Origin of the sequence: Arthrobacter sp. KNU40 (genome assembly GCF_051515115.1) — a bacterium.
Lineage (GTDB): Bacteria > Actinomycetota > Actinomycetes > Actinomycetales > Micrococcaceae > Arthrobacter.
This window is the reverse complement of the sequence record NZ_CP195850.1, coordinates 4,037,864-4,057,311: the sequence shown is the minus strand read 5'-3', so window position 1 is coordinate 4,057,311 and position 19,448 is coordinate 4,037,864. Positions and strand designations below refer to the sequence as shown.

Below are 19,448 nucleotides of genomic sequence, written 5' to 3'. Positions count from 1 at the left end.
TCTCAGTCTTCCGTCCGGCGCCACGTGGCGATCCGGTAGTTGGTACCGTTCTCGGACGTCAGCCAGCCTTCAGCCGGCTCCGTCGCCTCAAGATTCCAGGCCTCGCCGAACTCCGGCGCGTAAGTGTCGCCGTCGGTGTCGGTATCGATGACCGTGACGACGGCGACATTCGCGATATCCATGGACTGCCGGTAAATTTCGCCGCCGCCAATGATCCAGACATTCTGGCCGCCCGGTGCGAACTGGGACTCGAGCAGGGCTGCGTCAAGGGATGAAACCACGACGGCGCCACGTGCTTCGGGCGAGTCCGCCCAGCCGTGTTGCCGGGTCACCACGATATTGGTGCGGCCGGGCAAGGGCCGGTACTTTGCGGGAAAAGACTCCCAGGTTTTCCGGCCCATGATGACCGGATGTCCTTTTGTCAGCCGGCTGAAATGCTGCAGATCTTCGGGAACGTGCCAAGGCATGGTCCCGCCCTTGCCGATGACTCCGCTGCCGGTCTGTGCCCAGACCAGGCCGATTCCGTTGAGCGTGTCCGCGGCCTCCCCGGAGGAAGGCGACTCCGCGGCAGGAGTTTCGTGGGTGTTCATACCGCCACGGGCGCTTTGATCGAGGGGTGGTGGCGGTAGCCGACTACTTCGAAGTCCTCGAAGGTGTAGTCGAAGATCGAGTCCGGCTTGCGGGCGAAGCGCAGTTGCGGGTACTCGTAAGGCTCCCGGGAGAGCTGCTCGGTGACTTGCTCCACGTGGTTGTCGTAAACGTGGACGTCCCCGCCGGTCCAGACGAAATCGCCGGGTTCAAGGCCCAGTTGCTGGGCCACCATGCAAGTCAGCAGAGCATAGGAAGCGATGTTGAAAGGAACACCTAGGAACATGTCTGCCGAACGCTGGTACAACTGGCAGGACAGCTTGCCGTCGGCTACGTAGAACTGGAAGAACGCGTGGCACGGCGGCAGGGCCATGTCCTTGATCTCGGACACGTTCCATGCCGAAACGATATGCCGGCGCGAATCCGGGTTGGCGGCCAGGCCCTTCATGAGCTCGGCGATCTGGTCAATGTGCCCGCCGTCGGGGGTCGGCCAGCTGCGCCACTGCACGCCGTACACCGGGCCGAGTTCGCCGTCGGCGTCCGCCCATTCGTCCCAGATGGTGACACCCTGCTCCTGGAGCCACTTCACGTTCGACTCGCCGCGGAGGAACCACAAGAGCTCCAGCGCGAGTGATTTGAAGTGGACCCGCTTAGTGGTTATGAGAGGGAAACCCTGGCTCAAATCGAAGCGCAGCTGGCGGCCAAAAACGCTCCGCGTGCCTGTGCCCGTGCGGTCCGACTTATGCGTGCCGTTGGCCATGACGTCGCGCAGGAGGTCTTCGTATGGGGTTGGGATGCTCACGCACCCAGCTTACTGGAGTCAGTCGTCGAAGGGCTTGATCTGTTCCACGGCCACAACGCGCTGGCCGTTTGCCCGGGCCACGTGGCACACGATCATCTCGCCAGGCGCCAGGTACGGATCCTGGGCAGGCAGCATCTCGTGAAGCTCGGGACCCATACGCTCGCCGAGCGCCTTCAAGACGGTGGGGAGTGCCGGCCTGTGGGTGCACAGCGCAACCCCGCGTTGCTTGTCGAACAAGCCCTCGACGACGGCGGATGCCTTCTTCGGGCTCCGCTGGTGGTTGTGCTCGGTCAGGGCCTCCACAAGTTTCACCTTGGCTCCGGCTGACTTGGCATACGGCGCGATGGTGGATACGCACCTGGCCCACGGACTGCTCACGATCCGCTGCGGCTTCCACACGCCCAGAAGCCGTTCGACGGCCAGCGCCTGCCGCAGTCCCGTCACGGCCAGCGGCCGGCTGCCTTCGGCCTTGGACCAGGAGGATCGCGGCTTGGCCTTGGCATGGCGCACCAGAATCAGGGGCCAGGTCTCCAGCTCACCGTTCAGGTGTGCCTTCGCGAGCGCCTGGAGGGGTCCCACGTCCGTCGGGTTGCTGAGGAAACGCGCCGCTTTGTCCGGCGCGGCCCACATGTAGGCATCCACTTCCTCGCCGTCCGGCTTGATGATGGACCCGTTGACCTGCGTCGCCCAGTAGTGCACCACCTTCAACCCGGCCGCCACATGGTAATGGGTCGGCGGAAGGGGGATCCCGAGGGCAGCGTCGAGGCCGATTTCTTCCCTGATCTCGCGGACGGCGCACTCCGGGATGGTTTCCCCGGAGTCGAGCTTGCCCTTGGGCCAGGACCAGTCGTCGTATTTTGGCCGATGAATCAGTAGGACCTCAAGGGCGCCCTTGGTAATGCGCCAAGGAATAGCGCCGGCCGCCGTGACGGCGATCGGCTCCCCGGGATGGTCCGTCTGGTCTGCAACAGGTGTATCGCTCTTCAACTTTTCGCTGCCTACCGCCGGGCAACTGCACGTTGGCGGGACCGGGAGGCAAGCAGCCAGGACTGGATGTCCAACAGCGGCGTGCCGTCCTCGGTCTGGTGGAACCTGGTCCAGTGGCCTTGGTTGTCGAGGTGCCAGCTCGCCGTGCCTGGGTCCATGTAACGGCGCAGCAGGTCCATGACCTCGGCCGTGTCTTCGCGGTTGGAGAGCTGCACCAAGGCCTCAACCCGGCGGTCGAGGTTGCGGTGCATCATGTCCGCGGAGCCGATGTAGACCACGGGATCGTTGGCATTGGCGAAGGCAAACACGCGGGAGTGTTCCAGGAAGCGGCCAAGGACGGAGCGGACCGTGATGTTCTCGCTCAGTCCAGGCACTCCCGGACGCAGCGAGCAGATGCCACGGACAATGACGTCAACCTTTACCCCGGCCTGTGACGCCCGGTAAAGGGCATCGATGGTGGCCTCGTCAACCATGGAATTGACCTTGATCTGGACTTTGGCGGTAATTCCCGCGCGGGCGTTGCGGATCTCGGTCTCGATCCTGTCGATCAGACCGGACCGCACCGAGCGCGGCGCCACGAGGAGCCGCTTGAAGGTCGACTTGGGGGCATATCCGGAGAGCTGGTTGAAGAGCTTGGACAGGTCCTCGCCCACCTGCTCATTGGAGGTCAACAGGCCAAGGTCCTCGTAGTAGCGGGCCGTCCGCGGGTGGTAGTTGCCCGTGCCGATATGGCAGTACCGGCGGAGGCCATCCACTTCCTGACGGACAACCAGGGACAACTTGCAGTGCGTCTTGAGTCCCACGATGCCGTACACCACGTGCACACCGGCCTGCTCCAGCTTGCGGGCCCAGGAGATGTTGGCCTGCTCATCAAAGCGGGCTTTGATCTCCACGAGGGCCAGGACCTGCTTGCCAGCCTCGGCGGCGTCGATCAGTGCGTCCACGATCGGGGAATCGCCGGACGTGCGGTACAGGGTCTGCTTGATGGCCTGGACCTTGGGGTCGGCGGCGGCCTGCTCCAGGAAGGCCTGGACCGACGTCGAGAACGAGTCGTACGGGTGGTGCAGCAGGATGTCGCGGCGACGCATCGCCGCGAAGACGTTGGCGGCTTTGGAGGTCTCGGATTCGTTCAGGTACCGCGAGGTGTGGGGCACGTGCTTGGGGTAGTGGAGGTCGGCGCGGTCAATTCCGCCGATGACCGACAGGCCCCGGAGGTCCAAGGGAGCCGGAACGGAGTACACCTCGGATTCCTCGACGCCGAGTTCCCGCACCAGGAGCGCACGGATGTTCGGGTTGATGTCGGTGGTGACCTCAAGCCGGACGGGAGGGCCGAAGCGGCGGCGCAGCAGTTCTTTTTCAAGCGCCTGCAGGAGGTTCTCGGCGTCGTCCTCCTCAACTTCCACGTCCTCGTTGCGGGTAACGCGGAAGGAGTGGTGCTCCATGACTTCCATTCCGGGGAACAGCTTGTCCAGATGCACGGCGATGACCTCTTCGAGCGCGATGAATCGTGCCACGCGGCCCGGGACCGCGCCGGCACGCGGTCCGTCGATCGAGACTAGCCGCGGCAACTGGTCCGGAACCTTGACGCGTGCGAACAGTTCCTTGTCGCTCACGGGGTTGCGGACAATCACGGCCAGGTTGAGGGAAAGGCCGGAGATATACGGGAACGGGTGGGCGGGATCGACAGCGAGCGGGGTGAGGATCGGGAAGACCTTCTCGCCGAACATGATGCTCAAGCGGTGCTGGGCCTCGTCGTCGAGTTCGTCCCAGCGCATGAGGTGGATGTGCTCGTAGGCCAAGGCGGGGCGGATCTGCTCGGCAAACACGCGCGCGTGCCGTTCCTGCAGCTTCCGGGCGGCATCGCCGATCTGCTCCAGGACTTCGATCGGGCTCAGCCCGGCGGGGGAGGGGACCGCGAGCCCGGTGGCGATGCGCCGCTTCAAGCCGGCAACCCGCACCATGAAGAATTCATCCAGGTTCGAGGCGAAGATGGAGAGGAAATTGACCCGCTCCAGCAGGAAGAGGTCCGGATCCTCCGCGAGCTCGAGAACCCGGGAGTTGAAGGCGAGCCAGCTCAGCTCGCGGTCCAGGAAGCGGTCCGGAGTGATGTCGCCTTCCGGTTCAAGGGAGGGCGCAAATTCGGGAATGTCGATGCGGTCCTGTGTTGCCCGCGCAGCCGGGACTTCGGAAGATCCGAAGCGGGGAGGCAAGGTTGCGCCCTTGACCTCGGTTTTGGTGGTTCCGACCGGGTCCGGGTTCATCGGGCTCTCCTTCGTTCAGCGCGGGGGTTTGATTCAACCCTACAAGGATTCCACGTGCCGGAATCCTAGATGTCCTAGCCTTTCAGATACGCCTTGGTTCCGGGTTACTTCCGGGTCAACGGCGCATACATGACATCGACGTCCCAGCGGACGAAGCCCAGCTTCTGGTAAAGGGCGACGGCCGCGGTGTTGTCGGCGTCCACATACAACATTACGGAGTGCAGCTCGTGGCTCTGGAGATACCTGATTCCGGCGACCGTGAGCGCCTTGCCAAGCCCCAGCCCTTGGGCCGCGGGGGTCACACCGACGACGTAGACCTCTCCGATGGCCGGATGGGGTCCTTGCCGGGGGTGCACCTTGGTCCAATGGAATCCGAGCAGTTCCCCGGCCTGGTTCACAGCCAGCAGGAAACCGGCGGGATCGAACCAGTCCTCGGCCATACGCGCTTCCAGGTCGGCCCTGGTCAGGGAACCCTGCTCGGGGTGGTGGGCAAATGCCGCCCTGTTGGCGGCCAGCCAGGCGGACTCATCCTGGCCCGGCACGAAGGCGCGCAGCGAGACTCCCTGAGGGAGGCCGGCGTCGGGCAGCTCCGCTGTGGAGGTCATGAGGCGCATCTTCCACAGTTCGCGCGCCGGGCCGTAGCCGTAACGGGCCGCAAGCTCCGCGGCGGCCTCGTGATTCCCATGGGACCAGGCGTTCAGCCCCTCGAGCCCGCGGCTGTCCCGGAGCGAGTCCAACAGCCGGCCTGCGACACCCTGGTTGCGGTAGCTGGGGTGCACCGCCATTTCCAGGACTCCGGTCCCGTCGTCCGCTTCAACCACGACGGCGATTCCCGCCAGATCCTGGCCGCTTGCGGGATCGGACTGCTCGTCCGGGGCGTAGAGGGCCAGCGTGAGCACCGAGTGGTCGCCGGCATCGGCTCCGCGCAGCATGACCAGGGTCTGTTCGGACAGCGGGGGATTGCCGTCCGACTCCTCGGCAGCTGCGGCCAGCGTCTTGATGTCTTTCAACAAGTCGTTGTCCGACGCGCCTTTGACGACGAGGACGGGCCAGTTCTCCGGGTGCGCAGGGCTCATGCTGCAAGGCTATACGTCTCCGGCCGGTTTGGCGGGATGGATTTTGCGGCCACCGTGTTGGCCGTGTAAGGTCTATATCTCATCCGGCTTCGCGAAGCAGGATACGAGGGGGATCCACCAGTGGGGTGGCCTCGATACGTTCGACCCGTATGTCCTCCACTCAAGCAAGGGAAGGCCCGGACTCAGTGAGTCCGGGCCTTCCCTGTGTTTTGAAGGGTGTCGGAAGCCTAGGCCTCCGTGAGCTCGTCTTCCGGTAAGCGGACCAAGGTCAGGCGGTAGCCGACGTTGCGGACCGTGCTGATGAGGTTCTCGTGGTCCACGCCCAGCTTGGCGCGCAGGCGCCGGACGTGAACGTCCACGGTGCGCGTGCCGCCATAGTAGTCGTAGCCCCATACTTCCGTGAGCAGCTGCTGGCGCGTGAACACCCTGCCCGGGTGCTGGGCCAGGTACTTCAGGAGTTCGAACTCCTTGAAGGTCAGGTTGAGCGGCTGCCCGTTCACGCGGGCCGTGTAGCTCGCTTCATCGATCACGACGCCGGCCGCCCGGATTTCGGTGTTGGTTTCCTCTTCGCCGGGGATGGCGCGTGCCACGGCCAGGCGGATCCGGGCTTCGACTTCGGCCGGCCCCGCCGAGTCGAGGACGATGTCATCAACAGACCATGCGGAAGAGACTGCAGCCATGCCGCCTTCGGTGAGGATCAGGATGAGGGGGGCGCTCAAGCCCGTGGCTTTGAGCAACTGGGTCAAGGAGCGGGCCCCCACGAGGTCCTTGCGGGCATCAAGGAAGACGACGTCGGTGGGGTCGGTTTCGAGCAACGCCGTTGGCTCTGCCGGAAGGATGTGGACCCGGTGGTTCAATAGCTCCAAGGCGGGCAGGATGTCTACCGACGAGCCGGTGCTGTTCGTCAGGAGCAGGATGTGCGACATAGTTCCTCCAATGGGCGGTCCGCGCATCATCGGGCGTCTGAACCGGGTTTCCACCGGCCGGTAGCTGCTTATGGGGCGTGGTTCCGTTGTAACGGAAGCGTTGCAACAAGAAGCGCTGTTGACAACCGAGTATACCCAAAGGCCCCTGCAACGTCAGGGATTCGTGTCACCTTCAACCCATGTTTGCGACATATTTGTGCCGTATAAGGCAGGATTGGCAGGAGGTTGCTCGCAGCCTGGAACGAAATGGGGCCCATCGCGGATCCCACGAGGGCGCAACGAGGTTAGGGACACAGTGAGGTCAGGGGCGCAGTGAAGTCTTGGAGCATCGGGGTGGTCGGCCTCGTGGCGCTCGCGGTTTTCGTCGCCAGCTCTTACGGTCCCACGGAAGGGCTGGTCGCCGTCGGAGTTCTGGCGTCGGCCGCGGTTGGCATCGGCTGGCCCCATTTTCTAGCGGTCCCCGCGAAGAAAACGCTCGCCACCGTGATCGGCCTGAGCGGTGCGGGTTCAGCCTTGGCTGCCGGCTTCGTGCCAGCCCCCGGATTTCTCGACGCAACCCCCGCCTTCATCGCCGCAGGCGTGATCGCGGTGTTCGTCGTGCAGCTGATTCGCGGAACCGGTCAGGCCCAACGGCTCGAATCCACCCTTGGCAGCTGCGCCGGCGTCCTGCTGAGCTGCCTTGGCGCGGGCTGGATTGCGGGTGCTAGGTTCAACGGGATCAAGGAAATGGTGCTGGTCGCCGCTCTCAGCGCCGCCGTCGCGCTCCTCGCCGGCTTGTTGCGCTGGCCGGACCGGGTTGTGGCGCCTTTGGGCATCGTGGCGGCCGGGTTGGTGGCTCCGCTGGCAGGCCTGGTGTTCTCCAATATCGCGATCGTGGCCGCCATCGTGGTGGGCGTCGTCATCGGCTCGGTCCTGGTCAGTTTCCGCCGGATGGTGACGCTTCGGCTCGGCCGCCTCAATTTCCCGGCCGTCCTTGGAATGGGTGTCGCTCCCGTCTGGGCGGTTGGCGCCATGTGCTACTTCATCGACAAACTACTCATCTACTAACAGTTAGGATGGCATCATGTCCGTACTTGCATTTGAAATCTTCTTCCTTGTCCTCCTCGGCCTGGCCAGCCTCTCGATGGCGTGGTTCGCTGGTTTTGTCGTTTACCGTCTCTTCAAGGGCCAGAAGTAGAGCTCCCATCGCTTTTGATCAACCTGTACCTTCCGGTCCACTGAGGTAATTGCTGTGCCCATCGAAATCCCTTCCGACCTAACACCCGAATTGGTACCTCTTTCCTGGCTCATTGGTGAGTGGGAAGGCCGGGGACGGCTTGGAACCGGTGAAGAAGACTCGGATCATTTCATCCAGCATGTCTCCTTCACGCACCACGGTCTGCCTTACCTGGAGTACCGCGCGGAAAGCTGGCTCAGCGACGAGGACGGCACCAAGTTGCGGCCCCTCACGGTGGAAACAGGCTTCTGGGCGCTGGAGCGGAAAATGCTCGACGCCGACGGCGGCCCCGGCTTGATTCCCGCGGAAATTGTCCCGGTTTTGAAAACCGCCGACGACGTCGAGGCGCACCGGAATGCGGACGGCGGGTTCGACATCACCGTGACGATCGCCCATCCAGGTGGCATCAGCGAGCTGTACTACGGCCAAATCAAGGGGCCGCAGATCCAGATGAGCACCGATATGGTGATGCGCGGCGGCCACTCCAAGGAATACACTGCGGCCACACGCATCTTCGGCCTCGTGGATGGCAATCTGTTGTGGCGCTGGGATGTGTCCACTCCGGGCAAGTCGCTCGAGGCCCACGCTTCGGCTTTCCTGAACAAGCTTTAGTAGGAGGGTTTGTTCCCTGGCTTCAAGGTCTCACCGAAGAGGTCTCACTGAACGTCCCGTTTCGCAATCCGAACCAAAGGGGAACAGCAAGTGAACGAAGCAACAAAGCCTGCCAGCTATGACGATCTCAAAGCTGTGTTTTTCAACGGGACGCTCAAACCATCCCCGCAAGTGAGCAATACCGACGGACTGATAGCCATCAGCCGGCGCATCATGGAAAAGCAGGGCGTCAGTACGCAGGTGATCCGCACGGTGGACCATGACATTGCCGCCGGAGTGTATCCGGACATGCGCGAACATGGCTGGGCCACGGACGAATGGCCGGAGTTGTACCCGGCCGTGTTGGAGGCCGACATCGTGGTGGTGGCCGGTCCTATCTGGCTTGGTGATAACTCCTCCCAGACCAAGAAACTCATCGAGCGGCTCTACGCCCATTCGGGCCAGCTCAATAGCAAAGGCCAATGGGCCTACTATCCAAAAGTCGGCGGCTGCCTGATCACGGGCAACGAGGATGGCATCAAACACTGCGCCATGAACGTCCTGTACAGCCTCCAGCACGTCGGCTTCACGATTCCGCCGCAGGCCGACGCCGGCTGGATCGGTGCCGTCGGCCCCGGCCCCAGCTACCTCGACGAAGGATCAGGCGGCCCCGAGAGCGACTTCACCAACCGGAACACCACCTTCATGACGTGGAACCTGCTCCACTACGCCCGCATGCTCAAGGACGTCGGCGGCATTCCTGCCTACGGCAACCTCCCGGATGAATGGAAAGCCGGCACACGCTTCGATTTTGAAAACCCGGAATACCGCTGAGCCCCAAGGACTTCTACTACATATGACTTACAAGAGCCCCCTATTGTCGCGCCCCGGAGCTGTAGAAGGCGGCGGCGAGGACTCCGGCGTCGCGGCCCACTACGGCGAACCCCTGCGTGAGCAGCGCGCACTCGCCGCCGGCACCGCCGTCGTCGATCTTTCCTACCGGGGCGTTGTCACCGTCACCGGCCCTGACCGACTGAGCTGGCTCAACACTCTTTCCTCGCAGCAATTGACCAACCTCCAGCCGCGCGTCTCAAGCGAACTGCTGCTTCTCACCATCCAAGGCCGCATCGACTTCGATGCCCGTGTGGTGGACGACGGCGGGACCACCTGGCTGCTGGTCGAAGCCGCCGAGGCTGCCCCGCTGGCGGAGTGGCTCGACAGAATGCGGTTCATGTTGCGCGTCGAGGTGGCCGACGTGTCGGCCGATTGGGCCGTCGTCGGCTCAACCAAGCCCGTTGACGCCTGGTCCGGGCGGCTCGTCTGGGAGGACCCGTGGCCGCACATCGGCGTCGGCGGGTATTCGTACAGCGTGGTGGAGGAAAGCTCCCATCCCGGCCTTGAGCGTCCCTGGTTCGAGTACCTCATTCCCGCGGACGAGTTTGAAGCGGCCGTTGAAGGCATGGCCCTCGCCGGCTCGTTGGCGGCGGAGGCGCTCCGCATTGCCGCGTGGCGTCCCCGGCTCGGCGCGGAGACAGACGAGAAGACCATTCCGCACGAGCTCGATCTCCTGCGGACCTCGGTCCACTTGTCCAAGGGCTGCTACAAGGGCCAGGAGACCATCGCCCGCGTCCACAACTTGGGACACCCACCACGGCGGCTCGTTTTCCTGCAATTGGACGGCTCGCAGCACACCCTTCCGGCGCCGGGCAGCGTCGTATTTGCCGGAGAGCGCAAGGTGGGTACGCTGACATCCGTGGCCCAGCATTTCGAAATGGGGGCAGTAGGACTGGCTCTGATCAAGCGGTCCGTCGACCCGCACGAAGTGCTGACCGTGCTGGACGGTGAGGAGCCTTATCCGGCCGCCCAGGAAGTAATCGTTGCGCCCGATGCCGGACAGGTGGTGGGGCGTCAGACCGGATTCCTGAAGGGACCCCATCGATGAGCGAAACGACGGGCGCCGAAGCCCAAACGGGCGGTGCCGATGACGAGGCCATTGCCTTGGCGCATGCCTTGTTCGATGCCGCCAGGGAAGGCAACTCGCAGATCCTGCGCAGCTACCTCAATGCCGGTGCGCCGGTTGGAATGCGCACTGCCGCGGGTGACTCGCTGCTGATGCTGGCCGCATACCATGGCCACGCTGAAACCGTTCAGCTTCTGCTCTACCACGGTGCCGACGCAAACGGCGCGAACGACCGTGGCCAGACTCCGCTGGCCGGCGCAGTCTTCAAGGGTTACACGGAGGTGGCCCGGGTTCTGATCGACGCCGGCGCCGATCCCGACGCCGGCGCACCCACAGCGCGCGACACCGCCCGGATGTTTGCCCGGACGGAGATTCTCGGACTGCTCGGATAGGCCAAGGCGGGGCCGTCGGGTTTTGCCCATGCGTGACGGCCTCACCGCGCCGGCTGGCTTGCGGCCAAATATTCCATGTGGAATATTTGTTGTGGAATAGTTCGCACGGAGGATGGGGAAATGGCACGAGCCGCACTGACTCCACTGGGCGTCGCTGCATTGGCCCTCCTTGTCGAGGCGCCGATGCATCCTTACGAGATGTACCAGCTCCTGATGGCCCGCCACGAGGATCGTTTGGTCAAAGTCCGGCCGGGTACGCTCTACCACGCGGTCGGTCGCCTGGAAGAGGCGGGTTTGGTCGAGTCCACTGGCATTGACCGTTCCGGCAACCGGCCCGAGCGCACCACCTACCGAATCACGGGAGCCGGCCGGGAGACGCTGACCGAGCGCCTCCAGAACATGCTGGAGGAACCCGTGAATGAGTACCCGGTGTTCCCCCACGCGATCGCCGAGGCGCACAACCTGCCCTCCGGCGTCGTACTCGAACTACTGGACCACCGCGTGGCGAACCTGGAAAACCAGCTCGACTTCCTGGTCCGCGGTGAAGAAGCTGTCGCTGCCAAAGGCGTCGAGCCCAAGTTCTGGATTGACGTCAAGTACCAACAAGCTATGCTGCGGACGGAAATCGACTGGATACGCAGCTTCCAAAATGATCTCCGCAGCGGGCAGTTGCCATGGTGACCGCCCATCCCACGAACCAACTTGCAATAGATTCAGCACAGTCAAAGGAAACCCATGGAAAACGTAGCTAAACCGTGGCCCGCACTGTGGTCCCTCGTGGTCGGGTTCTTCATGATCCTGATCGACACCACCATTGTCTCCGTGGCGAACCCGCGGATCATGGAGGGCCTGCACACGGATATCAACGCCGTAATCTGGGTGACGAGCGCCTACCTCCTCGCCTACGCCGTCCCGTTGCTGATCACCGGACGGCTCGGTGACCGCTTCGGGCCGAAGAACCTCTACCTGATCGGCCTCGTGGTCTTTACCCTGGCTTCGCTGTGGTGCGGCCTCTCGGGCGATATCGGCATGCTGATCGCCGCCCGGGTGGTCCAGGGCATCGGCGCGGCCATGATGACGCCCCAAACCATGGCCGTCATTACCCGGATCTTCCCGCCGGACCGCCGCGGCGCGGCCATGGGCCTCTGGGGAGCGACGGCCGGCATGGCTATCCTCGTCGGCCCGATCCTCGGCGGCGTGTTGGTTGACGGCCTCGGTTGGCAGTGGATCTTCTTCGTCAACGTTCCCATCGGCGTCGTTGCCTTCGTCCTCGTGACCCGGCTCGTACCGAAGCTGACCACGCACAGCCACAAGTTCGACGTCCTGGGTGTGCTGCTGTCCGCAGCGGGTATGTTCCTGCTGGTGTTCGGCATCCAGGAGGGCCAAAGCTACAAGTGGGGCACCGTCAGCGGACCCATTACCGTTTGGGGACTGATCATCACGGGGCTCGTGGTCCTCGCCTTGTTCGTCTTGTGGCAGTGGCTCCTGGAACGCCGCGGCGGCGAACCCCTGCTGCCGTTGGGCCTGTTCAAGGACCGCAACTTCTCCTTGGGAAACACCACCATCATGGCGGTGGGTTTCACCATCACCGCGTTCCCGTTGCCCACCATTTTCTACTACCAGGTAGTCCGCGGTTTGTCCCCGACGCAGTCCGCGTTGCTCATGATCCCCATGGCCGTGATCTCCGGGGCGCTGGCACCTTTCGTTGGCAAGCTGATCGACCGCATCAACCCGCGTTGGTTCGCCGCCTTCGGCCTCGTCTGCCTGTCCGGTGCACTCTTCTGGACGTCGACCCTTCTGAAACCGGACACCCCCATCTGGATGTTCCTGCTGCCCAGCGCCCTCCAGGGTGTGGCCAACGGCTTCATTTGGGGACCGGTCTCGAACGCCACCACCCGAAACCTCCCGCCGCGCTCGGCAGGCGCCGGTTCGGGTGTCTTCAACACGACGCGCCAGATCGGTGCGGTGCTGGGATCGGCCGCGATTGCTGCCCTCATCCAGTCCCGGCTCGCGGCCGAGCTGCCCGCGGCTCCGCCAGGTGCCGCCCCGGCGGGCGAAGGCGGATTCACCGGCAAGTTGCCTGAATTCCTGCATGACGGGTTTTCGACGGCGATGAGCCAGTCGGTCTTGCTGCCGGCCTTTGCGATTCTGCTGGGCGCCGTAGCCGCGTTGTTGTTTGGCAAGCCCAAAGCCGTCCAGGGCTGGGGTTCCCCGACTGCCGCAGAGGCCAAGCCTGAGACTGTTTCGCAAGACGGTTAGTCCGCGCGAACTGGCAGACGATGCCTTCAAAATGCGATTTTGAGGGCATCGTCTGCCAACTCGCGGGCAGTGGAGGGCGCTAGCGGAGCAGCACGGAGGTCTGGATGCCGCCGTCGACGAATCCCAGCTTCCGCGCCAAGGCCATCGAGCCCCGGTTGTCCAGCGCAGTCCGCCATTGCAGCGTCAGGCCGGAGGCCAGCGCCTCGTGGGCGGCGATCGACACAGCCAGGGTTCCGAGCCCTTGCCGGCGCAATTCCGGGGGCACCAGGACGCCCATATCCGCGAGGATCCCCTGCCACTCCGCATAAGCGCCGCAGGCAACCGGTTTGCGGTCCGGTTCGTTGCCATCCATCACCGTGAAATGGTGGTCCATCCTGGAGAGATGGACTTCATTGACGTCGTCCGGAGGGCACCTGCCTTCCAACTCGATCGCCTCCGGATGGCCGTGCGAGACGGTGACTTCGCCGCCCGGCTGGAAGAGGGGAAGGTCATCGGCGAACAGCAGCGCAGACGTCCCGAGCCCGTGGCCACCGTGTTCGCGGCTGATCCGCAACAGTACGGAATGCTCGCTCAGTTGATCATCCGAGAGCTCGACGGCGGCGGCCGCCGCCCATCCCGGGGCCACCAATGCGGAGCGGCCGAAGAGCCTCACGAACGTAATGGATTCGGCGTCCTCATCTTCCCGGACCAACCGCTCGCCGTTGAGGGCAGCAGGTGAGCCGGAGACGAAACTGAAGGCTTCGTCGTCGAACCCTAAATGTCGGGCCCAGGCCAGCAGCACAATTTCCGCCGATCCCGCATCAAGTTCCATGACATCGAGTCTATGCAGTCCCTGGAAAAGGAAGGAGCAGGCAGGCACCTGGTGGTGCCCGCCTGCTCCTTGAAGAACCGGCTCAGCCGAACGGCAGCAGCTCAGCCGAACAGTACCGCGGCCTCGTCATAGCGGTTCTGCGGGACGGTCTTGAGCTTGCCCAGGGCGGCTTCGAAGCCCACGTGCTCGATGTCCGTGCCCTTGAGGGCCACCATGGTTCCCCAGCGGCCTTCCACGACGGAATCGATGGCCGCCATTCCCAGGCGGGTGGCCAGGACGCGGTCGAAAGCCGAGGGGACGCCGCCGCGCTGGATGTGGCCGAGGATCGTGGCGCGGGTCTCGATGCCGGTGCGGGCTTCGATTTCGGGGGCGAGCTGGTCGGCGATGCCGCCCAGTCGGGGCCGGCCGAAGGTATCCAGGCCGCGTTCGGAGTGCGGGGCTTCCATGTGGTCGGGAACAAAACCCTCGGCAACAACAATCAACGGCGCACGGCCACGGTCGTGGGCCTCCTGGACCCATTCGGTGATCTGCTCGATGCTGACTTTCTGCTCGGGGATCAGGATGGCGTGCGCGCCGGCAGCCATGCCCGCGTGCAGGGCGATCCAGCCCACGTGGCGGCCCATGACCTCGGCGATCATGCAGCGGTGGTGGGATTCCCCGGTGGTGCGCAGCCGGTCGATGGCCTCAGTGGCGATCTGGACGGCGGTGTCGAACCCGAAGGTATAGTCGGTGGCGTCGAGATCGTTGTCCACGGTCTTGGGGACGCCCACGATCTTCAACCCGGCGTCGGTCAGGCGCTTCGCGGCGGCAAGGGTACCTTCGCCGCCGATGGCAATGATGGCGTCGATGCCGAGGCGGTCCATGTGGGCCTTGATGACATCCGGGCCGCCGCCGTTCTCGAACGGGTTGGTACGGGACGTGCCGAGGATGGTTCCACCCTGCTTGGCGATACCGCGGACCATGGTGCGGGGAATGTCGATGACGTCGCCCTCCACGACGCCCCGCCAACCGTCCCGGAAACCGACGAATTCCTGGCCGTGAATGGCAATTCCCTTGAGGACGGCGCCGCGGATGACGGCGTTAAGTCCGGGGCAGTCGCCACCGCTGGTAAGGATTCCAATTTTCATGAGGGCTCAAATCCTGGCTAGGAGGTATACGTGCAGAGCGCCACGCTGAGCTCACAATGATTGTAGGGGGCAATGTGGGGTGGGACACAAACCATGACCACCGCCGGGGATGAGACTTTTGAAACAGGGTTGAAACTCGCCGGCAAACCCGGGCTGTGCTACTTCCGGCCCTGCGAACGCTGGGTGAGGAAGGATTCCAGTGCAATGGTGCCGCTTTGGTTGGGAAGCAGCAGCCAAGCCACCACGTAGATCACTACGGCGGGCCCGGGTAGCAGGCAGAAGATCAGGTAGCCAATGCGGACGTAGGCCACGTCCACATTCAGTTTGGCGGCAATGCCACCGCACACCCCTCCGATCAAACGCTGCGGACCGCGCTTCAGGCCGATGCCCCGTACGATGCTGAAGAACTTGTTCATGGCTAGAGCCTTCCCTGTTGTGGCTGCTTTGTCACGTGCTGCTTGCTACCGGTGGTCGGAATCGGTGCCGCCGGCCCCGGAGTCCGGGCCTGACCCGCTGCCCTTTCGGGAGCGGGCGGACATTAGGCCTCCGATCACGAGTGCCGCGCCGGCCCCGATCATGAGCCCGATCAACACATAGTTGCCGTTGAGCGCCACGAGGCCGAGCTTGGAAATGATGATCAAAGCAGCGAGTGCGACGACAATCAGCCCCCAGACCACCGTGCCCACCCTGGCCCGGGCGGCTTGCGCCCCGGGCTCGGGTGCCGTTTCAAATGCCCGCGTGGGTTCGTGCGTGCTCATGTCAGTTTCCTTCCTGGACGGTGACGTTGCTGAAAGTGCCGTTGAGTCTGACGACCAGCTTGGCCCCGGGTTTGTTCGTGTTGAAGCTCTCCCTGGTACCACCGTTGCTTTGGGTGACGGCGCTACCGTCCTGCTTGAGGTTCGCGAAGGTCATGTCTGCTTGGACCTCCACCGGCACGGTCGAGGGGATGACGAGTTTGATGTTGCTTGCGGTCACGTCCATCGGAACCACGACGTCGGAGCCCAACGGCGCGCTCAGGTTCAGTTTGGTCAAGTCAACGGTCCCGTTGGCTCCCGTGATGTCGAAGCCTTTGCGGGCATCGTCGATGCTCACGGGATTCCATTGGGCATTCTGGAGGCGGAAGTGGTCCGCGCTCGGGGCGATATTGAATACGGCTCCGATTATCAGCGTCGCTACGGCCAGGAAGCCGAGCAGCCCCGACGAACGGCCCCGGAGTCCGGCGACAAGGATGCCGAGGCCGAGGACTGCGGCGCCCGTGGCCCAGACCACTGCGTTGGCGGCGTCGCCAAGGTGGATGACATTGCCGGTGTCGAGCAGCTTGAGCGTTCCGCCGGCCAACAGGGCCGCCCCGGCTGAGACCGCTACGATGGCCGCGCCCGGTCCTTGCCGCCTCGGCCGCTCTGGCCGCTCTGGGCGGTTGGGTACGCCGGCCGGTGGGTACGGGCCAGCTGGATTGACGGGGCCTGCGGGAGTTGAGGGGCCGCCTGTCCCGTAAGTACCGGAGCCGTAAGGAGCTGCGCTGTAAGGAACCGCACCGTAAGGGCCTGCGGTGTAGGGGCCGGCTGGATAACCTGCCGAGGCAGGGGTGCCCGCCCCGCTGGGGGAGCCGGGAGCGGCCGCGTGGTTGTGAGGGCCCATGGTCTGCCTTCCGTTGCGGGATTTGCTGCGCTGGACCAGGAAGTAGATCAGGTAGATGGTGCCGCCTACCCAGAACAGCGTCCAGAGGATTCCAGGAACGCCGTTCCAGCCCCATCCCCAGAAACCGCGGCCGAGGCCCGGCAATCCGATGATGGTTGTGATGAGGGCGCCGGTCATGCCTGCGGACCAGCGGCCTGCTCCGGCCTCCTGGGCGTGGATGCGGCCATCCGGTTCGGGCAGGAGCGCCCAGGCGACGCCGTAGAGCAGCATGCCGACGCCGGCGAAGAGGGTAAGGACGATGAAGATGCCGCGGACGATCAATGGATCGACACCGAAGCGGTGCGCGATGCCGCTCGCTACGCCGCCCACCCAACGGTCCCGGCCACGGCTGATGCCTTGGCTGCGGATCCAGTTGAAGAAGTTCTGCGGGGGAGCGGGAACGGCGTAGTTCGGCGAGGCGCCGCTGTGGGCAGCGTTTGGCTGGGCCGGTTCTTCCGGCGAGCCTGTCCCGGCCGGCTGGCCGGATTCTTCAGGTTGACCGGGCTCCGCTGCTTGTCCGGAGTCCTCGGGATTCATGCTGTTCGCGTTCATACTTCGATCTTGCCGCCCGGCGACGCCGCCCTCTATTGGGGGATACCCTGAACGTTCCCTGAGTGGCCCCCTGAGATGCCCTGGCTTCGAGCGCCGAAGGCCCTGATACGTGTTTGGATGGAATCATGACAACCGCCATGCAACGCCCGCCGCTGGTCCGGAGCAGCGACCGGATGATTGCCGGCGTGTGCAGTGGCCTGGCGGACCACCTTGGCTGGCCTGTGAAATACATCCGGCTCGGTATGGTCCTTGCCTCGTTCGCCGGCGGCGCGGGCCTGGCCTTCTACGCCTGGCTTTGGGTCATGGTGCCCACTGCCGACGAAAGCGCCCGTCGCAATAGCCGCCGGCCGGCGTCGCCCATTGCTCCCGCAGTGAGCATGCCCCTTTCAGTGAGCATCCCTCTCGAGGTAACAGCGCCCGACGGCGGCGCGCAGCCGCTGCCGCTGTCCACCCCGGCCCCCGTCTTCGCCTCCTGGTTCAGGATTCGTCGCATCCAGTACGGGAAAGAGATCCTCCTGGGAGCCGGCCTGCTCCTGGTGGCCGCCATCCTCATCGCCCGGCAGTTCGGCGTCGAGGTCCCTCTCGGCACGCTGATCCCGGCGGCGGCCATACTCGGCGGAGCGTCGATCGCGTGGATGCAGTTGGACGAGACACGCCGGGCCGGGCTGGTGGACAAGACCAAGGCCGACCAAGCAGGCGGCTGGGTCCGTCTTGCCGCGGGCCTGGCCTTGGTGGTTGCCGGGGTGTTGGTCATGGTGTCCGGTTCCGGCTCGTGGGAGCAGACCTGGCTCGCGCTGCTGGCTTCGATCGCAGTGCTTGGCGGCGTCGCCCTGGTGCTGCTGCCGTGGGGCTTGAAGTTCTGGAAGGACCTTGAAACTGAGCGGGCGGCGCGGGTCCGGGAGACGGAGCGGGCCGAGATTGCCGCCCACTTGCACGACTCGGTACTGCAGACGCTCGCCTTGATCCAGCGCCGGGCAGGTTCCGAGCAGGACGTGGTCCGCCTCGCCCGTGCCCAGGAGCGCGAACTGCGCACCTGGCTGTACCGGGACGCCGCCAAGGATGCGGGACTCCTGGCGGAGCGGATTGCCGCGGCCGCAGCCGAAGTCGAGGACGCCCACGGACACGCCGTCGACGTCGTCAGCGTGGGAGACGCCGCCATGACAGACAGGCACGAAGCGCTCGTCCTGGCGGCCCGGGAGGCCATGCACAATGCCGCCCGGCACGGCGGCGGCGCCGTGTCCGTCTATCTCGAGAGCTCGGACACGGGCAGCGAGGTTTTTGTCAGGGACCGCGGGCCTGGCTTTGACCCCGATACCGTCCCGGAAGACCGGCTCGGAGTCAAGGAATCAATCATCGGACGGATGAAGCGCCACGGCGGAACGGCGGTCATCAGCAGTAGCTCGGAGGGCACCGAAGTACGCCTGAAACTGCCCGTTGAGAACCCCGATAAAGCAGAGAACCGAAACGGAGAAGCCAAAGCATGAACGCCCTATCAGAGCAAGTAGCGCGGAAGGTTCGTGTGGTGATCGTGGACGACCACGCCATTTTCCGGTCCGGGCTGAAGGCCGACCTCGATTCCAGGATCGACGTCGTAGGCGAAGCCGGAACAGTGGAGCAAGCTATCGCCGTGATTGCCGAAGTTCACCCGGAAGTGGTGTTGCTCGACGTCCACCTGCCTGGCGGCCTTGGCGGTGGCGGTCGGGAAGTCATCAGCGCATCCGCGCCGTTGCGTGGGAGCACGAGCTTCCTGGCCTTGAGCGTCTCGGATGCCGCCGAGGACGTCGTGGCCGTCATTCGGGCTGGCGCCCGGGGCTATGTCACCAAGACCATTTCCGGCCCCGAGATCTCTGATGCCGTGATCCGCGTGGCCGACGGTGACGCCGTCTTCTCGCCGAGACTGGCCGGTTTTGTCCTCGACGCGTTTGGAACCTCCCCGGCCGAGATCGCCGACGACGAACTGGACCGGCTTTCCGCGAGGGAACTGGAAGTCATGCGCCTCATCGCCCGCGGCTACAGCTACAAGGAGGTGGCCAAGGAGCTGTTCATTTCCATCAAGACCGTGGAAACCCATGTCTCGGCGGTGCTCCGCAAACTCCAGCTCTCCAGCCGCCACGAACTGACCAGGTGGGCCGCCGAGCGCCGCCTCCTCTGACGCCCGCTCACCTTTAGCGGGTTAAACCCAAACGCCCGCTCACCTTTCGCGGGTTAAACCCAAACGCCCGC

General features: G+C 64.5%; 20 protein-coding genes. 9 read left to right on the top strand and 11 right to left on the bottom strand.

Going from position 1 to position 19,448, the window contains the following annotated elements; translation table 11 throughout:
- Positions 1–2 precede the first annotated feature (2 nt).
- From ACSKT0_RS18880 to ACSKT0_RS18855, 6 genes are all read right to left on the bottom strand, one after another.
- Positions 3–590 carry a dihydrofolate reductase gene (locus ACSKT0_RS18880; RefSeq protein ID WP_437771079.1) on the bottom strand — a complete coding sequence of 196 codons (588 nt, stop codon included), beginning with the start codon at positions 588–590 and terminating at the stop codon, positions 3–5.
- On the bottom strand, positions 587–1,390 hold the full coding sequence (locus tag ACSKT0_RS18875) for a thymidylate synthase (RefSeq protein ID WP_366176353.1): 804 nt from the start codon (positions 1,388–1,390) through the stop codon (positions 587–589). Before ACSKT0_RS18875 ends, ACSKT0_RS18880 begins: the two co-directional genes overlap by 4 nt.
- An 18-nt stretch (positions 1,391–1,408) precedes the next feature.
- Entirely contained in the window at positions 1,409–2,377 is a 969-nt protein-coding gene (locus ACSKT0_RS18870) for an NUDIX hydrolase (RefSeq protein ID WP_437771078.1), read from the bottom strand.
- Between the two features lie 11 nt (positions 2,378–2,388).
- Entirely contained in the window at positions 2,389–4,638 is a 2,250-nt protein-coding gene (locus ACSKT0_RS18865) for an RNA degradosome polyphosphate kinase (RefSeq protein ID WP_236812317.1), read from the bottom strand.
- A gap of 104 nt (positions 4,639–4,742) precedes the next feature.
- A complete protein-coding gene (gene mshD / locus ACSKT0_RS18860; protein WP_437771077.1) occupies positions 4,743–5,714 on the bottom strand; it encodes a mycothiol synthase in 972 nt (323 codons plus the stop codon).
- Positions 5,715–5,941: 227 nt separating this feature from the next.
- Positions 5,942–6,640: a winged helix-turn-helix transcriptional regulator gene (locus ACSKT0_RS18855; protein ID WP_059387339.1), complete on the bottom strand. Its 699-nt coding sequence runs from the start codon at positions 6,638–6,640 to the stop codon at positions 5,942–5,944.
- 312 nt (positions 6,641–6,952) lie between these two features.
- On the opposite strand from ACSKT0_RS18855, the gene ACSKT0_RS18850 reads away from it, so the two are divergent.
- From ACSKT0_RS18850 to ACSKT0_RS18820, 7 genes are all read left to right on the top strand, one after another.
- A complete protein-coding gene (locus ACSKT0_RS18850; protein ID WP_437771076.1) occupies positions 6,953–7,687 on the top strand; it encodes a permease in 735 nt (244 codons plus the stop codon).
- Between the two features lie 184 nt (positions 7,688–7,871).
- Entirely contained in the window at positions 7,872–8,468 is a 597-nt protein-coding gene (locus ACSKT0_RS18845; protein WP_437771075.1) for an FABP family protein, read from the top strand.
- Positions 8,469–8,558: 90 nt separating this feature from the next.
- A complete protein-coding gene (locus tag ACSKT0_RS18840) occupies positions 8,559–9,281 on the top strand; it encodes a flavodoxin family protein (protein ID WP_059387341.1) in 723 nt (240 codons plus the stop codon).
- A 22-nt stretch (positions 9,282–9,303) separates the two neighbouring features.
- Complete coding sequence (gene ygfZ / locus ACSKT0_RS18835; protein WP_437771074.1) at positions 9,304–10,389, top strand: CAF17-like 4Fe-4S cluster assembly/insertion protein YgfZ; 1,086 nt, start codon at positions 9,304–9,306, stop codon at positions 10,387–10,389.
- Complete coding sequence (locus tag ACSKT0_RS18830; RefSeq protein ID WP_437771073.1) at positions 10,386–10,799, top strand: ankyrin repeat domain-containing protein; 414 nt, start codon at positions 10,386–10,388, stop codon at positions 10,797–10,799. Before ygfZ ends, ACSKT0_RS18830 begins: the two co-directional genes overlap by 4 nt.
- A gap of 120 nt (positions 10,800–10,919) precedes the next feature.
- The gene (locus ACSKT0_RS18825; RefSeq protein ID WP_437771072.1) at positions 10,920–11,480 is read left to right on the top strand and encodes a PadR family transcriptional regulator; all 561 of its coding nucleotides are present in this window, start codon (positions 10,920–10,922) and stop codon (positions 11,478–11,480) included.
- Positions 11,481–11,534: 54 nt separating this feature from the next.
- Complete coding sequence (locus ACSKT0_RS18820) at positions 11,535–13,058, top strand: DHA2 family efflux MFS transporter permease subunit (RefSeq protein WP_437771071.1); 1,524 nt, start codon at positions 11,535–11,537, stop codon at positions 13,056–13,058.
- 79 nt (positions 13,059–13,137) lie between these two features.
- Here the strand turns inward: ACSKT0_RS18820 and ACSKT0_RS18815 are convergent, their stop codons facing one another.
- The 5 genes from ACSKT0_RS18815 to ACSKT0_RS18795 form a co-directional block, all read right to left on the bottom strand.
- The gene (locus ACSKT0_RS18815; RefSeq protein ID WP_437771070.1) at positions 13,138–13,869 is read right to left on the bottom strand and encodes a GNAT family N-acetyltransferase; all 732 of its coding nucleotides are present in this window, start codon (positions 13,867–13,869) and stop codon (positions 13,138–13,140) included.
- Positions 13,870–13,970: 101 nt separating this feature from the next.
- On the bottom strand, positions 13,971–14,996 hold the full coding sequence (locus ACSKT0_RS18810) for an ATP-dependent 6-phosphofructokinase (RefSeq protein WP_234749032.1): 1,026 nt from the start codon (positions 14,994–14,996) through the stop codon (positions 13,971–13,973).
- 158 nt (positions 14,997–15,154) lie between these two features.
- Positions 15,155–15,412, bottom strand: a complete 258-nt coding sequence (locus tag ACSKT0_RS18805; protein WP_345448649.1) for a PspC domain-containing protein — start codon at positions 15,410–15,412, stop codon at positions 15,155–15,157.
- A gap of 45 nt (positions 15,413–15,457) precedes the next feature.
- A complete protein-coding gene (locus ACSKT0_RS18800) occupies positions 15,458–15,754 on the bottom strand; it encodes a hypothetical protein (protein WP_437771069.1) in 297 nt (98 codons plus the stop codon).
- Between the two features lies 1 nt (position 15,755).
- Entirely contained in the window at positions 15,756–17,225 is a 1,470-nt protein-coding gene (locus ACSKT0_RS18795) for a PspC domain-containing protein (RefSeq protein ID WP_437771068.1), read from the bottom strand.
- Between the two features lie 125 nt (positions 17,226–17,350).
- On the opposite strand from ACSKT0_RS18795, the gene ACSKT0_RS18790 reads away from it, so the two are divergent.
- Positions 17,351–18,709, top strand: a complete 1,359-nt coding sequence (locus tag ACSKT0_RS18790; protein WP_437771067.1) for an ATP-binding protein — start codon at positions 17,351–17,353, stop codon at positions 18,707–18,709.
- A complete protein-coding gene (locus ACSKT0_RS18785; protein ID WP_437771066.1) occupies positions 18,706–19,377 on the top strand; it encodes a LuxR C-terminal-related transcriptional regulator in 672 nt (223 codons plus the stop codon). The genes ACSKT0_RS18790 and ACSKT0_RS18785 overlap by 4 nt, the downstream gene beginning before the upstream one ends.
- Positions 19,378–19,448: the final 71 nt, after the last annotated feature.